22 protein-coding genes and 1 pseudogene are annotated in these 17,386 nt (G+C 42.3%); 12 read left to right on the top strand and 11 right to left on the bottom strand.

Features of this window, described 5'->3' with window-relative positions:
• Positions 1-301: 301 nt before the first annotated feature.
• From NFI81_RS08665 to NFI81_RS08675, 3 genes are read left to right on the top strand one after another with little or no spacing between them, the layout of a single operon-like run.
• Complete coding sequence (locus NFI81_RS08665) at positions 302-760, top strand: LIC_13387 family protein (protein WP_234612874.1); 459 nt, start codon at positions 302-304, stop codon at positions 758-760.
• Positions 761-770: 10 nt separating this feature from the next.
• Positions 771-1,628, top strand: coding sequence for a DUF6597 domain-containing transcriptional factor (locus NFI81_RS08670; RefSeq protein ID WP_234612873.1), 858 nt, complete (start codon positions 771-773; stop codon positions 1,626-1,628).
• A gap of 8 nt (positions 1,629-1,636) precedes the next feature.
• Positions 1,637-2,023 carry a hypothetical protein gene (locus NFI81_RS08675; RefSeq protein WP_234612872.1) on the top strand — a complete coding sequence of 129 codons (387 nt, stop codon included), beginning with the start codon at positions 1,637-1,639 and terminating at the stop codon, positions 2,021-2,023.
• 104 nt (positions 2,024-2,127) lie between these two features.
• Here the strand turns inward: NFI81_RS08675 and NFI81_RS08680 are convergent, their stop codons facing one another.
• The gene (locus NFI81_RS08680) at positions 2,128-2,634 is read right to left on the bottom strand and encodes a GNAT family N-acetyltransferase (RefSeq protein ID WP_234612871.1); all 507 of its coding nucleotides are present in this window, start codon (positions 2,632-2,634) and stop codon (positions 2,128-2,130) included.
• 238 nt (positions 2,635-2,872) lie between these two features.
• Between NFI81_RS08680 and NFI81_RS08685 the strand changes: the two genes are divergently transcribed.
• A complete protein-coding gene (locus NFI81_RS08685; RefSeq protein WP_234612870.1) occupies positions 2,873-3,229 on the top strand; it encodes a winged helix-turn-helix transcriptional regulator in 357 nt (118 codons plus the stop codon).
• Positions 3,230-3,241: 12 nt separating this feature from the next.
• Here NFI81_RS08685 and NFI81_RS08690 read toward each other — a convergent pair whose 3' ends face one another.
• The 3 genes from NFI81_RS08690 to NFI81_RS08700 all read right to left on the bottom strand — a co-directional run bounded on the left by NFI81_RS08690 (position 3,242) and on the right by NFI81_RS08700 (position 5,576).
• Positions 3,242-3,886, bottom strand: a complete 645-nt coding sequence (locus NFI81_RS08690; protein ID WP_234612869.1) for a DUF2306 domain-containing protein — start codon at positions 3,884-3,886, stop codon at positions 3,242-3,244.
• 125 nt (positions 3,887-4,011) lie between these two features.
• Positions 4,012-4,782, bottom strand: a complete 771-nt coding sequence (locus NFI81_RS08695) for an SDR family oxidoreductase (RefSeq protein ID WP_234612868.1) — start codon at positions 4,780-4,782, stop codon at positions 4,012-4,014.
• A 38-nt stretch (positions 4,783-4,820) separates the two neighbouring features.
• Positions 4,821-5,576: an SDR family NAD(P)-dependent oxidoreductase gene (locus tag NFI81_RS08700; RefSeq protein WP_234612867.1), complete on the bottom strand. Its 756-nt coding sequence runs from the start codon at positions 5,574-5,576 to the stop codon at positions 4,821-4,823.
• Positions 5,577-5,681: 105 nt separating this feature from the next.
• Here NFI81_RS08700 and NFI81_RS08705 point away from each other — a divergent pair, with 105 nt between their 5' ends.
• On the top strand, positions 5,682-6,035 hold the full coding sequence (locus NFI81_RS08705; protein WP_234612866.1) for a winged helix-turn-helix transcriptional regulator: 354 nt from the start codon (positions 5,682-5,684) through the stop codon (positions 6,033-6,035).
• 22 nt (positions 6,036-6,057) lie between these two features.
• Here NFI81_RS08705 and NFI81_RS08710 read toward each other — a convergent pair whose 3' ends face one another.
• The 5 genes and pseudogenes from NFI81_RS08710 to NFI81_RS08730 form a co-directional block, all read right to left on the bottom strand.
• Positions 6,058-6,474 carry an SDR family NAD(P)-dependent oxidoreductase gene (locus NFI81_RS08710; RefSeq protein WP_234612865.1) on the bottom strand — a complete coding sequence of 139 codons (417 nt, stop codon included), beginning with the start codon at positions 6,472-6,474 and terminating at the stop codon, positions 6,058-6,060.
• Positions 6,475-6,576: 102 nt separating this feature from the next.
• On the bottom strand, positions 6,577-6,762 hold the full coding sequence (locus NFI81_RS08715) for a hypothetical protein (RefSeq protein WP_234612864.1): 186 nt from the start codon (positions 6,760-6,762) through the stop codon (positions 6,577-6,579).
• A gap of 181 nt (positions 6,763-6,943) precedes the next feature.
• Positions 6,944-7,912, bottom strand: a pseudogene (locus NFI81_RS08720) (zinc-dependent alcohol dehydrogenase family protein).
• 49 nt (positions 7,913-7,961) lie between these two features.
• Positions 7,962-8,267 carry an ArsR/SmtB family transcription factor gene (locus NFI81_RS08725; RefSeq protein WP_234612863.1) on the bottom strand — a complete coding sequence of 102 codons (306 nt, stop codon included), beginning with the start codon at positions 8,265-8,267 and terminating at the stop codon, positions 7,962-7,964.
• A gap of 163 nt (positions 8,268-8,430) precedes the next feature.
• Positions 8,431-9,375: a LysR family transcriptional regulator gene (locus NFI81_RS08730; RefSeq protein WP_234612862.1), complete on the bottom strand. Its 945-nt coding sequence runs from the start codon at positions 9,373-9,375 to the stop codon at positions 8,431-8,433.
• Between the two features lie 99 nt (positions 9,376-9,474).
• Here NFI81_RS08730 and NFI81_RS08735 point away from each other — a divergent pair, with 99 nt between their 5' ends.
• The 6 genes from NFI81_RS08735 (at position 9,475) to NFI81_RS08760 (ending at position 14,951) form a co-directional block, all read left to right on the top strand.
• Complete coding sequence (locus NFI81_RS08735; RefSeq protein WP_234612861.1) at positions 9,475-10,344, top strand: alpha/beta fold hydrolase; 870 nt, start codon at positions 9,475-9,477, stop codon at positions 10,342-10,344.
• A 200-nt stretch (positions 10,345-10,544) separates the two neighbouring features.
• The gene (locus tag NFI81_RS08740) at positions 10,545-11,630 is read left to right on the top strand and encodes a sensor histidine kinase (protein WP_234612860.1); all 1,086 of its coding nucleotides are present in this window, start codon (positions 10,545-10,547) and stop codon (positions 11,628-11,630) included.
• A complete protein-coding gene (locus NFI81_RS08745; RefSeq protein ID WP_234612859.1) occupies positions 11,627-12,373 on the top strand; it encodes a LytR/AlgR family response regulator transcription factor in 747 nt (248 codons plus the stop codon). The genes NFI81_RS08740 and NFI81_RS08745 overlap by 4 nt, the downstream gene beginning before the upstream one ends.
• 118 nt (positions 12,374-12,491) lie before the next feature.
• A complete protein-coding gene (locus NFI81_RS08750; RefSeq protein ID WP_234612858.1) occupies positions 12,492-13,157 on the top strand; it encodes a hypothetical protein in 666 nt (221 codons plus the stop codon).
• A 31-nt stretch (positions 13,158-13,188) separates the two neighbouring features.
• Positions 13,189-14,220 (top strand): hypothetical protein, encoded by a 1,032-nt coding sequence (locus tag NFI81_RS08755; RefSeq protein WP_234612856.1) that lies wholly within the window; start codon positions 13,189-13,191, stop codon positions 14,218-14,220.
• 71 nt (positions 14,221-14,291) lie between these two features.
• Complete coding sequence (locus NFI81_RS08760) at positions 14,292-14,951, top strand: porin family protein (protein WP_254410611.1); 660 nt, start codon at positions 14,292-14,294, stop codon at positions 14,949-14,951.
• Between the two features lie 188 nt (positions 14,952-15,139).
• On the opposite strand, the gene NFI81_RS08765 is transcribed toward NFI81_RS08760, so the two are convergent.
• On the bottom strand, positions 15,140-15,883 hold the full coding sequence (locus tag NFI81_RS08765; protein WP_234612854.1) for an SDR family oxidoreductase: 744 nt from the start codon (positions 15,881-15,883) through the stop codon (positions 15,140-15,142).
• A 90-nt stretch (positions 15,884-15,973) separates the two neighbouring features.
• Here NFI81_RS08765 and NFI81_RS08770 point away from each other — a divergent pair, with 90 nt between their 5' ends.
• On the top strand, positions 15,974-16,402 hold the full coding sequence (locus tag NFI81_RS08770; protein WP_234612853.1) for a winged helix-turn-helix transcriptional regulator: 429 nt from the start codon (positions 15,974-15,976) through the stop codon (positions 16,400-16,402).
• A 34-nt stretch (positions 16,403-16,436) separates the two neighbouring features.
• Here the strand turns inward: NFI81_RS08770 and NFI81_RS08775 are convergent, their stop codons facing one another.
• Positions 16,437-17,339, bottom strand: coding sequence for an SDR family oxidoreductase (locus tag NFI81_RS08775; RefSeq protein WP_234612852.1), 903 nt, complete (start codon positions 17,337-17,339; stop codon positions 16,437-16,439).
• Positions 17,340-17,386 lie beyond the last annotated feature (47 nt).

The raw sequence follows: 17,386 nt of genomic DNA on the forward strand, positions 1-17,386 counted from the left end.
GGCTCGCGCAGTAATCGCCATACAGGTCAATGAAGATTTTGTCAGCAACCGGAAGTCAGGCATGCGCCGTCTGCACCGCGGAATCAGGAGTACTGCCGAAAAAGCGCTCGAAGTACGACACGCCCGGAGCGATGATTAACGTTGCACTTCCATATATGTAATGCGAAGTTACCTGCGTTTGGAAATGGCTGGCTGGCTCATACCAAAATTGCCTGCCACTTTCCGCTGATGTCCCTTTTTTACTATAGAGTCTTTGGCTTTATTATAAGCTTTGCAGCCGAAACAGTTCCAAATGCTTATTATGGAAAAGTCAATCAACATACATCAAGTGGCCAGAACTTGCCTTATTTTGGCATCTGTCATTCTGTTATTTTTTGGAATATTACATTTACACGGCACCTTTTTTTCAACGGATCTTTATCCAAAAGATTTAGATTTAATTGAGAAGCTTAAAATATCTACTATTCAGATGGATGAATCTGGGATTATCTGGAAATTGTGGATAGGGTTTAATGCAATGTTTAGTGTTGGTCTTATTTTTATCGGTTCCGTAAATTTATACCTTTCTACTAAACACTTCGAGTTCATAAGAGCCAAGAGCGCTATTTTGACGTTGACTATTTGCTCAAATATATTTTTTGTATGGACAGGTAACCGTTATATGATATCTGACTTTTCCATTAGCATGGCCATACCTCTTATATTTTTTGCAATCGGATATGCGATCATTCGATTAAAACGTCTTAACTACTTAAAATAGAAAGCGGCTAATGAAAAATCAAACCGATATAAGAGAACTTTTCACTCCAATGCAGCCACAAGCTGCCCCCTTAAGCGAAAAGATATTCATCACAGAAGTTCTTCCGGATGTACGTCTCCAACCTTATATATGGTGTTATTGGGAGATCAAATCTCGTAAACCCTTAGAGGAAGACTTTTTCTGTAAAATCGCCTCCGACGGCTGCATCGATATTTTTGTTAATGTTAATAATCCCCACGAGAGTTATGCAATGGGTTTCTACAATAGAAGCTCAACATACGTGCTTGGAAGTTGCTTTCATTATGCGGGTGTAAGATTTCTTCCAGGTATGTTTTCATATCTATTTAATACCAAGGCCTCAGAGCTAAGCAATGCCGTTGAGTTCATGGACGCAGTTCATAAAAATACATCAAAGTTCCTAATTGAGAACATTCGCCCAGGTGACAGCATTCATGATATCAGGTCTGTTTTCGATAAATATTTCATGCAGAATCTTCATCATGTTGGGAATGAGTTTGACCCAAGAGTTTATGAAGCGATTTTAATCATACTGAAAAACACAAAATCATTGAATATTGAAAACGACGTAAGTAAAATTGTCGGCGTAAGCCCCCGGCACCTGCGCAGGTTGTTTGATTTCTATATTGGCCACAATATCAAATCATTCGCTCGGGTCGTTCGCTTTCAAAATTATCTGAAGGCGCACTCAGAGTCGATAAATGTGGCACCAGGCTCGCTATATTATGATTTTGGCTATTATGATCAAGGACATTTTATCAAAGAGTTCAAAACTTTCTCTGGCGACACTCCCTCGAAAATGGCCGATTTATACAATACATTGCGTTGCAGCCGTGCTAGTTTTATATAAAAAGCAATATGCAAAACGAAAAACACATTCTTAATTCAGCCATTAATAAACCCAAAACATTTTACACGATAGGGATTGGATTAACTTTATTATTTGGCCTCGGTCACATTGCTTACGCCTTTGTGGAATATGAAATGTTAGATGAGCAGGCGCTCTGGTTTTTTTCTGGCGCACTTGCCGTACTTTTTAATGCCGGGCTTAACCTTCTCTATTTTTACGAATGTTCCCGGCTAAATTTCATGGTCGCAATGAGTGCAAATTTCGCCTTACTCGTTTTCAGTCTTTTGTTGGTATTTGTAATACAAGAAACCCAAACTTTTGGCTTCGCGGTCGTAGTTATTTACACCACCGTGTTATGCTATATCCATAACAGATATGCCGTTTTAATTAAGTAGATTAATGAAGGCAACTCGAACTGAGCTGGTCTTTTGGCAATCAAAAACTAAAAGGGTCACGCCAGCGCAAGACGAGTTCATTAAATTGGATGAATACTGAGCATTTACGCCTTACTTGCCCACACTTCTCTTGAAAGGCGGTAGACCGCGCAATGATCATCTGAAAACTGGCGATTTTCAACAAATTCGAAACCAATCCGCTCATAGAACTTCCTGGCGCGGGAATTGGATTCTAATGGATCGATGATAACTGCCTCAACATTGCTATCAGCGAAACATCTTTTTAGCGCCTGGTTCATCATGACCGTACCATAACCCTTTCCAAGGTCTTTTTCTTCCCCTATCCAGATATCGATAGCCATCAAGTTGTCGGCTACGTCGCCCCAATAATGTGTTTCTTCTTGCGCCGGATCGATGATTTGCAAAAAACCGATTGGCCTTCCATCCAGTTCGGCGATGAGTTGTTGCCGCCACTCGGGCCTTTTAGCAAGCTCGGTTTCCCATTCCCAATCGTCGTTGGGGTCTGCTATGATGTTATGCGGCTGCTCGTCCCAATGATTCAAAAGCGCAAGATCTGCCGGCGTGGCGTCCCGTAAATGTATCTGATGCATTGGTAATTTAGTTTTTATGAATTCCACTGACCGTTCTGCCCTTTCAATGTTTGGTTTGCTCCATTTGGTTCTCTTAGGATTATGGGGTGAGAAAGTCAGATAATAACTTCCAAAACCTTGAACGAGCAATTTGCTGATAGGTCATCATGGGTAGTGAACGAATATGGCTAATAAAAGGTAGTTGAAAAGAGGTAAAATAGTTCCGGTCTAATCAAGCCTTTTTAATTTTTACAATGTTATGAAGTATCAAAGAAAAATCAGCCAAGACCTTGAATGCGGGATCACTTTGGCCATGCGGGTATTTTGCAATAAATGGAAACCATGCATTATCGACGCGATATACAAAGGTTTTCAGCGGCCCAGCGAAATCCATCGCTTCATACCCGAGGCCAAACCACGGGTGCTTGATATACAGCTCAGTGAATTATTGAAACTGGGTGTGCTTGAAAGGGAGTCGGGCATCGGGTTCCCACTTTATAGCGTTTATAATCTCACCGAATTGGGCAAAAGCATCGTTCCGATTGTCACCCAGCTGGACGAATGGGGAAACAGCCACAAGCACAAGCTAAAAGATGTGCTGGCAGAGGCGGTTTAACTCCTTCAAACATTATTTTCTGGCCCGGCCGCTCAGAATGACCTGATATATGTAGAGAGGAACCGACCAACCCATCCAGAAAAGCGAGGGTGATATTTCGGCAAAGCTCCCCAGACATTGGATATACGGCAACTTGACCGCTAATCCGGAAATTATGAATGCCAAAGTGACCAGATAACTTCTGACCATCCATTCCTGGTGGAGCTGAAATTTCCGTTTCAGGGCAGCATAGTAAGCGATGGCCGTGGAGCTGATCCAGACACCAACCCAGATCTGCAGCGAAAACGCATACGCCCAATTGACTTCGTACGCCGTGCTAAATGCCAGGATCACAGCGCATATACTGCTTAAAAGGATCGCCATGAGATACAGAAGTCCGATGACCCGGTGCAGTTTCCAGCTGAAAGATCTGAGTTTGGGCCAAAACTGGACTAACCCCATCACCAGTGCGCCGCCGCCGGCTGTAATGTGGGCGATCAAAACCCACCGCAATTCAAAATATTTTCCTAAGGCTGCTGGCGTGAGGGCTAGAAAATGGTCTGCGCCGTGCATGAAAAGCCAGGTCAAAAATACGATTACAGCCCATAAAAACACCGGGACGATGTCGGACCGGTCGAGTGATAAAATTGGCTTGTTTCTGATTTGATTATCCATCATTTTTGCTAAATTTTAAAGCAAAAATCGATAGAGACCACATTCCAACAAATAACCGAAAAAAGATTCGGTACCAACCCTGTTTCAAATACTTGTCAAATGGCCGGCTGAAAGTCTTTCAATGATAATCACTTCATCAGGCTGATGTTGGTCATTCCGCCATCCGAGAGGATTTCAGTGCCAACAATGAAACTCGAATCGTCCGACGCCAAAAACACTGCTGCATTTCCGATGTCGGACGGAAGACCTTGCCTGCCGACTGGTGTGATATCTATCCAATTTTGCTTCACTTGTTCCAACTGTTCTTGGGGTACAAGCTTTTCAAAAACAGGTGTATCAATAGAACCCGGGGAAAGTGCATTGACCCGAATTTTTCTCGACAACAAATCCAGCGACAAGCCTTTTGCCAGAGATATAATTGCTGCTTTTGCAGCACTGTAAATCGCCATTCCAGGAGCGGCGCGATGCGCAGCGCTCGATCCGATCAGTATGATGGACGCACCGTCATTCATATAGGGCAGTGCCTTTTGCACTGTAAAATAAGCGCTTTTGAGGTTTAGATCCATGTAAAGGTCATATCCTTGCTCTGTAACATCGCCTATCGAACCCAAAGGCACCCCATCCACAACACCGCCTGCATTAACAACTAATACATCAATTTTTCCAAATGCATCGGAAGTTTGTTTGAAGGTATTTTCCAGATCCTCGACGTTGGTAACATTACCTTTAATCCCGATAAAACCAGTACCCAATGCTTCGACCGACCTATCTAATGTTGTCTGGTTCCTTCCTGTAATTGCACCTACTGCGCCTTCATTCCTGAAAGCTTCCGCAATGCCAAATCCAATACCGCTGTTCCCACCGGTAATTACTGCTACTTTATTTTCTAATCTTTTCATTTTCTTTCCTAATAAATCATTTTATGAATACTTGGAACTTACAGTCCGTAAATGCCGCCGGACACTGAGATCTTTTCTCCTGTAATCCATGCAGAATCGTCGGAAGCCAGAAATACTGCCACTTTCGCGATATCATCGGGCTGTCCGGTACGACCAAGTGGTGTGTTGGCAACGAATTTTGTTTCAGCTTCGCTACCGATAAAGCCTGCGCTGCGCGAACCCTCGGTTTCCACGACGCCGGGCAAAATGGAGTTGATACGAATATTTTTTCCGCTGAATTCCTTTGACAAAGAAATGGTTATGGCATCCAGTGCAGCTTTGGTCGCGGAATAGACCGACCCTGTGGGAAGTGGCGTCTTGCCTGCCTCCGAACTGATATTGATGATGTTGCCACCTTTGTCGCCAAACAATTTCAACGAAGACTGAATGGCCAGTATCGATCCCAGTACATTGATGTTAAATTGGTCATGAAAAGTCTTGGCAGATACTTCCTCAATCGGCTCGTACTGGTAAATCCCTGCATTGTTCACCAGGATATCCAAAGTTCCAAAAGCTCTTCTGGTCTCTTCAAATAACCTGGTTACTTCTGCTTCACTCGACACGTCTCCCTGAACTGCGATGGCCGTGCCGCCGGTGTCGGTGATTTCCTTTACCACCCTGTCCGCACCTTCCTTACTCGATGCATAGTTCACAACAACTTTTGCACCTTCTGCTGCAAACTGCTTGGCTATCGCGGCTCCTATGCCTTTTGATGCACCAGTTATTAGCGCTACTTTATTCTCTAATTTTTTCACTTTTAGCTTCATTTAAGTTTCTGAATGCAAAGTTAGGTTCACTTGGTTTACAATCGTAACTTTGTAACGAAAAGTAACAGTAACAACGAGGTAACCAACTAACTTATGCAGTGCGAGCCCCTACAAATTGATAAGCATAAAAAAGAGATGATGGCCGTCCAGGATTCCATGGACGTGCTGAATGGGAAATGGAAGATCTCGATCATATCGTCTATCTGCTATTATAACAAGAGGCGATTTTCGGACATTCTCAACGACGTAGCCGGTATCTCCAACAAAATGCTGAGTAAAGAATTGAAAGAACTGGAAATGAATCAGCTGGTAAAAAGGACCGTGTTGGATACTCAGCCGATAACGGTTCAGTACGAGCTTACCGAACACGGTCTGACGCTAAAAACCATCATTAATCACCTGACTGACTGGGGAAAAGAGCACAGGAAGAAGATTATTGGAGAATAAATCCAATTATATTTGCACTTTATTACGCTATACCTGATGATACATTGACAATTGCAGCCGACTTCTTCGTGAGCAGGTGCGGGAGAAATTGGTGTACCATTTGAACGGTCCCGGAAAGATTGGTTGCTATTTCGCTGTTAATATTTTCCAGGTTCAATGTAGCGTCCCGCAGGTCAATCAACCGCATAATGCCTGCGTTGTTGATAATGATGTTCAGCTCAGGGAATTGCTCGGTAACATCCTCGTAGAGCTGTTCTATTTCGCTCGGGTTACTGACATCGTTTTGGAATGTACGAATTTTTGGAAATTGGGTTTTCGCTTCTCTGAGGGCGTTGGCGTTGCGGCCCGTAACAATGATATTTGCTACGTTTGTGACAACAGCCCCAATTGCATATTGACAACAGTTTTCATGAACCGCTATAAACGATGTTTGTAACAAAGCAATAGCACTTCATAAGTTGTTCGTCAGATTACTCAATGAACCTCCTATGAAGCGCTATTATGCTGGTAGTGACGGTGCATTTCTGTACCAATTGACCTATTATAAAGATGTACCAGCTGTATCGGTGGTCATCGTATCTGCACCCATTTCTGACCCAGACCTATCCATGCCCATAGAGTCAACTTCTGTACCGGTTCCGTCTGTCTTATTTTCACTTGTGCACGCAGCCAGGCTAATAAACATTCCGAGGCTAAGAATTGAAATCACTTTTACGATCGCTTTCATGTCAAATACTTTTAGATGAAAAGCTGTTAACCGGTATAAAAATCATTCCAACAGATGAATTATCTCTGCTCAGGGCGAGCCCTTTCTTTTAAACCATGTATAAACGACAGGGAATAATGACGTTTTAGCTGAACGGTGCCATTTATACGTAGTGATATTTTTTGCATAACAGTGCGATATTCTACTTGTCGATCTCGATTCCGATTTTGCCGTAGAAATCCTTATCGCCGACTTTGTTTTCCAGCAAATTATGAGCTTTGCTTATCTCGGACAACAAAAAGACCTTATTCAGAACTGGTTTTAACTTGTTCGTTTCTACTAGTTTCGTTATCTCATCCAATTTATTTCGATTTTGCCTGGTAAATACGAAATGGTAGGTTGCATTTTTCCCCCAGGCATGAATCAGGTTTTGCGGTTTTTCAATGTCGACTATGGTAACTACCTATCCTAACTGACTTAGGATCATTCCACTATCAGAAAGTGTATTGCCTCCAATGGTGTCAATGACAACATCGACTCCTTTACCGCCCGTAAGTTGCTGAATAGCGTCAATGTAGTGTTCATTTGCATAGTCGATCACATGATCAGCCCCTAATTCAAGAAGAACCTGGTGATGGACTTTCCTGGCAGTAGTGAAAACGATCGCTCCCATTGCTTTGGCAATCTGAATGGTTAGCATTCCCACGCCACCGGCACCTCCATGGATCAGGACAGTCTGATTCACCTTTAATTGTGCCCTGGTAACCAGCATTTCCCAAGCCGTACCAGCTGCCAAAGGAAGCGTTGCAGCTTCAAGATGGCTAATGTTTTTAGGTTTTAAAGCAATGATAGACTCATGGACACTGTGATACTCGGCATAACTTCCCTGCCCCTTGAAGATCTCAGGCGTGTAATAAACCTGGTCACCGACCTTGAAATTTTCTACACCGTGACCGACTTCCGCTATTTCACCGGAAACATCGTGACCTGTAATGACAGGTAAGGCCAATTCATCTTTATAATCCCCACGACGGACCTGGTAGTCCAAAGGGTTCACAGAGGTTGCAAAGACTTTGACCAAAACTTCTCCGAAGCCTGGTTTTGGCGTCGGTACGTCTAAGATTTCGAAATTTTCGACAGGGCCGAACTGATTTAAGATTGCTGCTTTCATTTTGCTTTTTAGTTAATTAGGTAAGTTCCTAAATTGTATATCAAAAAAATTATAAATTGTTTTTAATGTGCCTTGCTAACTCTTGGATCGATTCCTCATTCCTTTTATAGTATGTCCATTGATCCTTTCTTGTGGAAATTAAAATATTGGCGGTCGACATCGTTTTTAGATAAACAGAAACGGTGGGAACAGACATCCCCGCTTTTTTTGCAATGTCAGAAACACATACGCCTAAGTCCGGCGAATAATCGGCCAGCTCCTCGGCAGGAAAGTGCGCAAAAGGCTCTTTTAACCATTCAAGAATGTTTAACCGGGTCTGATTTGACAGTGATTTTATAACTTCTAAAAGTATCATGATGCAAATTTAGGTAATTACCTAAATACCTACAAGCTTTTTTATTAAATTTGTTATTGTATAGCACGCACCCCCTGCCTCTTATAGCGACCGGACTTAAAAGGGGATGTTTGGTGGTAATAATGATTACTATTTCGCTGTTTCACCTTATGCTTCAGTAGGGTTAAAAATGGGGTTTTAGGTTAAGTTTGCCACGCTTACTGGCTGACTTGGCTTCATCAAGAGGCGCCGTAATTTTTGACTTATTATGACTGAAGTACATATCAATAAATGCCCTTAATGCAGTTGATTGTGACTTGTCTTGCTTGAAAATCAAGACGGTGATCATTGTTCCAAGCTGTTTATCTAACGCATTGCTAGTAATTTTTCTGCCTGCGTAATATTGAGAAACGACTTCTTCGGGCAGTATGGTCATACCCAAACCCGCTTCGACAAAGTTGATAATCCCTTCAATCGAATTGAGCACGGTGCTTTTGTAATGAACGATGCCTTTGGAGCTTAGCCAGGATTCGAGTCTTGCCCTGAATAGACAGCCGTGCCCGAACACAACGATCTTGACAGGCTGCTTTGTAAGCAATTCCTCAATTTTAGGCCCCTCGGAAGCTGTCACAATGACCAGCTGTTCTTCCTTGATCCGAATTTGATTCAGCCCGGTTACGTTAATGGGGGCCGATACGAATGCCGCGTCCAGATTGTAGTTTAACACATCATTGATCAGTGCATTTCTCATCTCGGACTTGAACTCCAATTCAACATCCGGAAAATGCTCTTCAAAATGGTTAATCATCTCAGGAACCTTCAAAGCCATGGTCGTTTCGATACATCCGATTTTAAGGCTGCCGCTTACCTTAGTGCTACTCTGGACATGGCTTTTCGCCTCCGCAATCAGATTACTGATCTGCTTACAATATTGCATCAACTTTTTACCGGCAGCCGTAAGCTCGACTTTGCGGGATGTCCGGGAGAACAGTTCTGCGCCAAATTCCTCTTCCAGGCTTTTGATCCTGGCCGTGACGTTCGATTGCACCGTAAACATGGCCGCGGCAGCTTTGGTGAAGCTTCCGGTTTCGGCCACTGCTTCAAATATTTTCAGATCATTGGTGTTCATTTGTCAATCATAATAAGTGATTCATTACATCACTATTAATCGTTTGTTAAGATCAAATATCGGTGGTAATTTTGATATATCAAAAACAAAAAACTGGTCATGGAAAACACATCAATTCATTTCAACAAAGTGGTGGTAAACGGTTTAAACATTTTTTATAGGGAAGCAGGCGCGCCTGATGCACCGACCATTCTCTTACTGCATGGTTACCCAACATCTTCCCATATGTTCAGAAACCTGCTTCCCGTTCTCAGCAAGCAATATCATGTAATCGCCCCGGATTTGCCTGGTTTTGGTTATTCTGATGCGCCAGGCAATCAAGAGTTCGAATATACTTTTGACAATCTGGCTGCTACAATGCAAGCATTTATTGATCAACTCGGCCTGAAACGCTTTGCCATTTACATTTTTGATTACGGCGCGCCGGTTGGTCTGCGCCTGGCTATGGCAAATCCAGAAAAGATCACCGGCATCATTTCCCAAAACGGTAATGCTTACGAGGAAGGGCTTAGCAATGAGTGGAGCCCGATACAGCGCTATTGGAAAGACCCATCCCAGGAAAACCGTGAGTCGCTCAGGGATTTTGTTTCAAAAGATGCCACATGGTTTCAATATCATGAAGGTGCTTCTGACCCATCATTGATTGCCCCTGAAACCTACACACTCGATCAACACTTCCTGGACAGGGCGGGCAATATTGAAATCCAGCTGGATCTGGTGAAAGATTACAGGACCAATGTTGCGCTGTACCCAAAATTTCATCAATACTTCCGGGAATACCAGCCAAAATTGTTGTTAGTTTGGGGAAACAGAGATCCGTATTTTTTGCCAGCGGGTGCGGAAGCATATAAGAAGGATTTACCCGATGCGACTTTAAAATTCTACGATACAGGCCACTTTGCGCTTGAAACCCACCCGGAAGAGATCGGCGCTGATATACTTGATTTTTTGGAAACGCTGCCGATATAAATTAGTTTTAGCATGCTTTGTCACCCCTACCGCGCTATTGAAAAATTATAGATATTTCTCTGTTGGCATCTACAAAACACCTGTTCAAATAATATATTTTTTCACCGTTGACTGCTGACCTACTTTTGTATCACAATCCAGGAAAGACGAACTTAAAAACATTTTTCGGGATGAGTAAATAAGTTCACAAAGACAGTACAATGCTAAAAGGAACTTTAAACTTTTTAAGAGCCAATTATAAACGCTTAGCGCTATTAGCCTTATTCTCTTTGGTGATTTACGGTTCGTTCCTTTTGCTTTCGTACGTGACAAATCCTGCCCAGACTGCAAGGGTTTTTGCGGGCCGGACGGGCTTTTTTTTCAACACCCTGATCTTTGTTATTGAGTCTGTCATTACGCATTACATTCTCATCTTCGGATTAATACTTCCGGTGATGCGCAAGCAGCGTAGTTTTCGCAGCGCTGTGATGATCGGACTCCTGTTTTTTCTAATCAAGTTTGCGTACGATCACACTTTTTTCTTGATGGAAAGAGCAGCGCAAGCGCGGGAAATGGCTGATTCTACCCCAGCTGCTTTGCCCGAAGATAAAATGAAATGGGTGTTGATCATGTCTTATGTATTTATCCTGATTGCAAGTTTTTCGGTAGCATTATTGATTGAATGGGTTCACAAAGGCAGAGAGCGCATCATGCTTGAAAAGGATAAAACAGAAGCGGAACTGAAAGCCTTAAAGCACCAGATCAACCCTCATTTCCTGTTTAATTCATTAAGCTTTATTTATGGAAAGGTTATCAAACTCGATAAAGAAACTGCGGATTCTATCCTGATGCTGGCCAACATTATGCGGTATGCTTTGGGAAAAAATACCCGCATCGATGGGACCGTCAATATTATGGATGAATTGGAGCACATGAAAAATGTGATTGAAATTAACCAGCGTCGTCATAATCATCAATTAAATATCCGCTACGACGAACAGATTGATGATCAGTCTACTAGCATTGTCCCACTGGTATTGATCACACTCGTTGAAAATGCTTTCAAGCACGGTGACCTGCATGACCCTGCTCATCCTTTACGGATCAGAATTAATACTTGCGTGGATGAATTAACATTTGATATCAGCAATAAAAAGGGAAAAGGATTAAAAGAACTTTCAAATGGGATCGGACTTCATAACATCGGGCAGCAACTGAATTTAACTTACGGTAACCGGTCAGCGTTCTTTGTAGATGAAGATGAAACCCATTTTAATGTAGCATTGAAGATAACATTTCCGGTATGATTGATTGCATTATCATTGACGATGAGCAGCATGCCATCGATTTATTGAAAGAACATATAAGTCATGTGCATTTTTTAAAATTGGTAGGCTCAGAGACAAATCCTATAAAAGGTTTGGCAATGATCGGTGATCTCAAGCCCGGGCTTGTGTTCTTGGATGTTCAAATGCCTAATCTAACTGGAATAGACATATTGAAGCTGATCAGCAATGATTGCCATGTGATTATGACTACGGCTTACAAGGAATATGCCCTTGATGGATTTGAGCATGCCGTAGTAGATTATTTATTGAAACCGATCCCTTTTTTAAGGTTCTTAAAAGCCGTTAACCGTTTATGGACCATTCAAAATAATGTTCGTCCGGTTAACGATCAGGATCATTATGTTTTTGTAAAAACAGAACAAAAAGGCAAGCTTTTAAAAATTGATTCCCGCAGAATAACTTACATCGAAGGGCAAGGCAATTATGCGACAATCCACATGAATGATCAGCGCAAGATTACCGCCTATTTAAAACTGAAAGAGCTGGCCGAACATTTATCCTTGATGGGTTTTGTGCGCATACACAAATCGTTTATTATTTCGCTGAGCCACTTAACCGCGGTTGAAGGGAATATGGTCCGGATCGTGGACGAAGCACAACCCATCACCATAGGCGAAGCTTATCGCAAAGAGTTTTTTGAAATGATTAATGCCAAGTTGCTTTCAATGCCTCCGAGTAATCCAACGAGTTCAAACGAATAATCATTTATCGCTTAGTGGATGTTTTATAGTGAATGTCCAACCTTCGATAAAGCCAATTTTACCTTACCATTTAATTTAAATCATGAAACGTAGTTGCCTAATATCAGCTTTAACGCTGATGTCAATATTATCTAGTGACCTAATGGTCAATGTTTTTGCACAAGGCAAAACTGGCGAGGTCATAATGCCGGATGAAGAAAGGAAAGAAGCAGCCCCGGCTGATCGCAAAAACAAAATTGCCGTGATGCCTTTCCAATTTCTAAGCAATGATCCTGGCTATGAACCAGGTCAGATGAGCAAGAGGATGCAAGCCAATTGCGCCAGCTCCCTACGTAAGAATACATCCAACGTCCTCATTCAGGATCCGATGACGACGAACCGGTTATTGGCAAAAAACAAAATTGACGTCAATGACCCGGCAGCAGTTGACCCTCAGGAACTTGCCGTGCTTCTTGGTGTGGAATATCTGGTATTTGGTGCTGTGGACGTAGTCAACAAAGGGGCCTCTACCACGGGGAGTAATGTTACTACTTATAAGGACAAAGAAAAACAGGATAAGGACAAAAACAGCAAAAACACAAAAGCGTCCGGAACGGCCATAACGAGTAATAACGGGACCACGACCACTAATTACGCGACGAAGGTTACACTCGATATTTATACAGACCAGGGCAGCACCTATTATAATAAATCCCGAAGTTCTTTTGGTAGTCAGATAGATTCATATGTAAGTACATTGGATTACCTCATCAAGCGCACTCCTTTCGGGTCCAAGAACAAATAAGATTAACTGATCTCTAACAATAATAAATCTCATGAAAAGTCTTCGTTCTCTTATGGCAGTCACTGCCATGTCTCTAATGCTGTTTGCAGGTTGCAATGACGTGGTTGATCATCCCATCAATCCGGATCTAGCAGAAGTGGTGCCAACTTCTTGTACGATTCCTCCCCTACGTAAATGGCTTAATGATGAATTTTTAAGTTGGAGCGAAGTGCCAACGCTCATCGCAGCCAGTCCGGAGCTAAGCATGTCAGATTTGGCTAATTTTCACACATTGTACTTTGAAAACAGTCCTGAAAACCAGTATTATGGGGTTAATGGTGAATATACCGACCAGATTAATCAGAGCTTCAAGGATGTGAAAAGCTTTTGGGATATCGAGGCGGAAAACATCATGACAGTTGCAGCGCATGGTTCTATGTTGCAAGACCGGAATAAGGTGGTTAAAATGTATACAAAAATATATGGGTACAGTAATGAAAAGGCTAATAAATATGCCGACTCGTTAGCCACGTTATTCAAAATCTACCCACAGTTCCTTAAAGGTGAACATCCCGCTTTTACTTTTAATCAAATTGCTGTACCGGACACAACCTTTCCAAATATTGGTCAAATTCCGGCTAAAATCGTCATTGGCGACGGCCTCTTGCAGGGTTTGGATGAGATTGGTTACGCAAAAATTGCTCCACAGGCTATTCTGGCCCACGAGTTTGGGCACCACATTCAGTATGATTTGGGGATTTTGAAAAGGGGCGTAAAACTAACTCCAAAAACCTCCCGCCGATTCGAATTAATGGCCGATGCATATGCAGCCTACTTTTTAGCGCATAACAAGGGAGCCGCTATGCAGTTAAATGATTTGCAACAAGTCGCAGAAGTGCTTTTTAACACAGGTGATTGCAATTTTACTGTCGACGGCCACCACGGAACACCTACGCAAAGAAAGGCCGCTACTGAGTGGGGATACAACCTGGCCAGAAACGCAGACAAAAAAGACCATATTATCAGCAGCCGCGAATTTGCAAGTTTGTTTGATGCCGGCTTGAATGACCTTGTCAAAAAGTAGCCTGTGCGCACCGCTGCTTAAAATTTTTACCAATTATAATTAACTACAAACAAATATCCACAATGAAAAACATGATGATTGCCCTGTGTATGCTCACAATTAGCTACGCCGCAAATGCACAATACGACCCAGCTGTTAGATTCGGAATCAAAGCAGGTGCTAATTTATCCAATATCAATGGCAGCAACGATTTAAGCCTTTCTCCCGGTGGTAACGCCTTTGATTTCAGGGATAATGATAACCGTTCACTTGGCTTCGCCGGTGGTGTTTTCTTCCGTTTTGGTAAAACGCTCTATATCCAGCCAGAGATTTTGTTATCCCAAAAAGGTGGCAAGTTCAATGTGTATGAAGACGGTGTACTGAATGATGGAAAAGTGGACGTGCGTTTTTCAAACCTCGACGTACCGGTCCTGTTTGGCGTGCGCATTGCCAAGTTCTTCCGCGTCAATGTTGGTCCGATGGCATCACTCAGATTAAATAAAAATGGTAAAATCGGTGATTCATTTGACGACGTAACTGGTGGAAATTCAGGAGCTGAATTCAAAAACCGACTGGCATTCGGCTATCAGGCGGGCGTTGGCCTTGACCTGGGAAGACTGAGTCTGGATGTGCGTTATGAAGGTAACTTCACTGACGTGATGAAGATTCAGTTTGATAATGCTACAACCGCTTCACAATTTGGCAAAAAGAGCAACCTGTTTCAGGCAACACTCGGCCTTGCCATTTTTTAAGTAATTGGGAAGAATTCGGAAACGGGAAACATGGAATTATAGTTGGTGAAGAAATCAAAGTCCATGTCGTTTCCGACATCTAAGTAGCAAAAGAAATGCAGCAATAAGAAAAGCGTATATAGCATACCGTCATTTACGATAGGCTATATACGCTTTTCATGTTTACCTCTGGGGAGTTCTTGCTATTTTTATTTTAATGCGTAGGTATGATAACCACCATCCACTGTGACCTCAGTTCCCGAAATAAAGCTTGCGGCATCAGAAGCCAGAAACAATATTGTTTTGGCAATTTCATCGGGATGACCAATTCTTTGCAATGCGGCAACGCTGGCCAAGAACTCTTTCGCTTCGGTACTTGCGACAGTATCCAAACCTGGTGTCGCAATAGCTCCCGGGCTGATGATGTTTACGCGGATTTTTCTTCCCGCCAGCTCGTTAGCTGCAATGTGAGCAATTTTATTAATTGCGCCCTTAGTCGCGGAATATACACTCGTTCCCAGATTCGCAGCATTTGCAGCCGATGAAGATGTGAACAATACCGATGCGCCCTCTGCCAGGTGGGGAAGTAATTTTTGTAGCGTGAAAAAATTCCCTTTTACATTGGTATTGAATTGTGCATCAAAATTGGCCTCGGTGACTTTTTCGATTGGCTCAAATGTTCCAATTCCTGCATTTAGAAAAAGAACATCCAATTTGTTTCCATTTTTCGAGAATGCTTGTTCCAGAATCGAAATGTCTGCAAGTTTTGAAGTATCCGATACGACAATAGTCAGATTCGGGCTGTTTATTTCCGTGCTGGCCTTTTGCAGATTATCTGCATTTCTTCCCGTAATCCAAACATTTGCCCCTGCGTTGATAAAAGCTTTTGCTGTCGCCAGTCCGATTCCAGTCGTTCCACCTGTGATAACGACGTTTTTGTTTGTAAAATCCATAATTAAATTTTAGTTATTTTTGTGATCTGTTTTATGAACTGCAATTCAATTAAAGTAGTTCATAAAACAGACTACTTTTATTCTAAGATTATGAAAACTATAGAGAGAAGATCAACATGCCCCATCAATTATTCGGTGGAAATTTTCGGTGATAAATGGATGCTTTTGCTGTTGCGGGATATCATGTTTAATGGCAAAAATTCTTTCCTTGAATTTCGGGCCTCAGATGAGAAAATATCTTCGGCCGTTCTTACTGAAAAGCTGAACTTACTCCTTGACGAAGGAATTGTTTCCAAAGTCACTTCCCCTAAAAACGCTTCGAAATTCCTTTACCTGATCACTGACAAGGGCATCGAGTTGGTGCCGGTCATGGTGGAAATTCTTACCTGGGGCTCCCGCTACAACCCCGACGGCGGCCAAAAAACGTGGCTTGACCGGATCAAACAGAATAAAAAGAAAGCGATCGCGGAGTTACAGGATGAATTGAGAAGCCAGTTGCATTCCCATGGATTAAGTTAAAATCCAGGGGCTAGATAAGTGAACCTGTACAAATCTAAGGGGCTGTCTCAAAACCAGCCTTGCCGTAAACTTGATCAATAAACTGTTTCATTGTGGTTGGTTTTCTGCCTAAAAAGCGCTCTAAGGTGCTATCATCTGCATCCATTGTATTTTGTGATAATGCCACAGCCCACATTGAAAACATACCGATATATTGATCTGGTACACCAAAGCTTTTTAACATTGATTCAAATTCTTCTACGGGCGGAGACTGATATGAAATTTCTTTCCCGGTAACATTGGTTATTTCAGTTGCTATATCATAAAAAGACACAGAAGCGGTGTTGGTAAGTTGGTACAGCTTATTTTGATGACCATCCGTAGCCAAAATATGAGCTGCGGCTTCTGCTAGTTCCTCTCGAAGTACATAACTGGCTTTACCGTTTCTTGCAGGAAATAGAATAGTGCCCTTCTCTACAACCTTTTCGCCGAGAAATACGGGTAACATTTCCAGATAAATACCATTTTGAAGAATCGTATAATCAATTCCGCTATCCATTAAAAAAGCTTCTGACTCGACATGCGAATTTTGAAACACCGAAATGGCCGAATTTTCAAAGTCCGGTTTCCTAACGAAGGAGGTGTAAACAATGTGTTTGACGTTAGCTTCTTTGGCGGCTTTGATGACATTGATGTGATGAGCTGTTCTGTTTTCAATAGCCTGCCGGTCATTACTAGAGACCAATAGTAGCTTGTCTACACCGCTGAAAGCCTGAACCAGTAAGTCATAATTAGCATAATCTCCAACTCTGGTTTCGATGCCTTTTTCTCGAAGAGCCTCTGATTTGGCTGTATCTCTAACCAAAGCGATAATTTCGGAGGACGCAATTCCTCTTTTTAATAAATGGTCTATGGCCTTTGAACCAAATTGACCGGTTGCACCAGTAACTAATATCATGTTGTTTTTTGTTTATGATAAGCAAAGTTACTGTCGCTGCTATATTA

This window comes from Dyadobacter fanqingshengii, from assembly GCF_023822005.2.
In the GTDB taxonomy this organism is placed as follows: domain Bacteria; phylum Bacteroidota; class Bacteroidia; order Cytophagales; family Spirosomataceae; genus Dyadobacter; species Dyadobacter fanqingshengii.

Coding starts and splice junctions, on each gene's coding strand:
- NFI81_RS08725 (WP_234612863.1), bottom strand. CDS start 8,267: ATGATACTTTTAGAAGTTATAAAATCACTGTCAAATCAGACCCGGTTA.
- NFI81_RS08665 (WP_234612874.1), top strand. CDS start 302: ATGGAAAAGTCAATCAACATACATCAAGTGGCCAGAACTTGCCTTATT.
- NFI81_RS08690 (WP_234612869.1), bottom strand. CDS start 3,886: ATGATGGATAATCAAATCAGAAACAAGCCAATTTTATCACTCGACCGG.
- NFI81_RS08680 (WP_234612871.1), bottom strand. CDS start 2,634: ATGCATCAGATACATTTACGGGACGCCACGCCGGCAGATCTTGCGCTT.
- NFI81_RS08705 (WP_234612866.1), top strand. CDS start 5,682: ATGCAGTGCGAGCCCCTACAAATTGATAAGCATAAAAAAGAGATGATG.
- NFI81_RS08670 (WP_234612873.1), top strand. CDS start 771: ATGAAAAATCAAACCGATATAAGAGAACTTTTCACTCCAATGCAGCCA.
- NFI81_RS08760 (WP_254410611.1), top strand. CDS start 14,292: ATGATGATTGCCCTGTGTATGCTCACAATTAGCTACGCCGCAAATGCA.
- NFI81_RS08685 (WP_234612870.1), top strand. CDS start 2,873: ATGAAGTATCAAAGAAAAATCAGCCAAGACCTTGAATGCGGGATCACT.
- NFI81_RS08695 (WP_234612868.1), bottom strand. CDS start 4,782: ATGAAAAGATTAGAAAATAAAGTAGCAGTAATTACCGGTGGGAACAGC.
- NFI81_RS08735 (WP_234612861.1), top strand. CDS start 9,475: ATGGAAAACACATCAATTCATTTCAACAAAGTGGTGGTAAACGGTTTA.
- NFI81_RS08730 (WP_234612862.1), bottom strand. CDS start 9,375: ATGAACACCAATGATCTGAAAATATTTGAAGCAGTGGCCGAAACCGGA.
- NFI81_RS08750 (WP_234612858.1), top strand. CDS start 12,492: ATGTCAATATTATCTAGTGACCTAATGGTCAATGTTTTTGCACAAGGC.
- NFI81_RS08765 (WP_234612854.1), bottom strand. CDS start 15,883: ATGGATTTTACAAACAAAAACGTCGTTATCACAGGTGGAACGACTGGA.
- NFI81_RS08740 (WP_234612860.1), top strand. CDS start 10,545: ATGCTAAAAGGAACTTTAAACTTTTTAAGAGCCAATTATAAACGCTTA.
- NFI81_RS08715 (WP_234612864.1), bottom strand. CDS start 6,762: ATGAAAGCGATCGTAAAAGTGATTTCAATTCTTAGCCTCGGAATGTTT.
- NFI81_RS08775 (WP_234612852.1), bottom strand. CDS start 17,339: ATGATATTAGTTACTGGTGCAACCGGTCAATTTGGTTCAAAGGCCATA.
- NFI81_RS08675 (WP_234612872.1), top strand. CDS start 1,637: ATGCAAAACGAAAAACACATTCTTAATTCAGCCATTAATAAACCCAAA.
- NFI81_RS08770 (WP_234612853.1), top strand. CDS start 15,974: ATGAAAACTATAGAGAGAAGATCAACATGCCCCATCAATTATTCGGTG.
- NFI81_RS08745 (WP_234612859.1), top strand. CDS start 11,627: ATGATTGATTGCATTATCATTGACGATGAGCAGCATGCCATCGATTTA.
- NFI81_RS08755 (WP_234612856.1), top strand. CDS start 13,189: ATGAAAAGTCTTCGTTCTCTTATGGCAGTCACTGCCATGTCTCTAATG.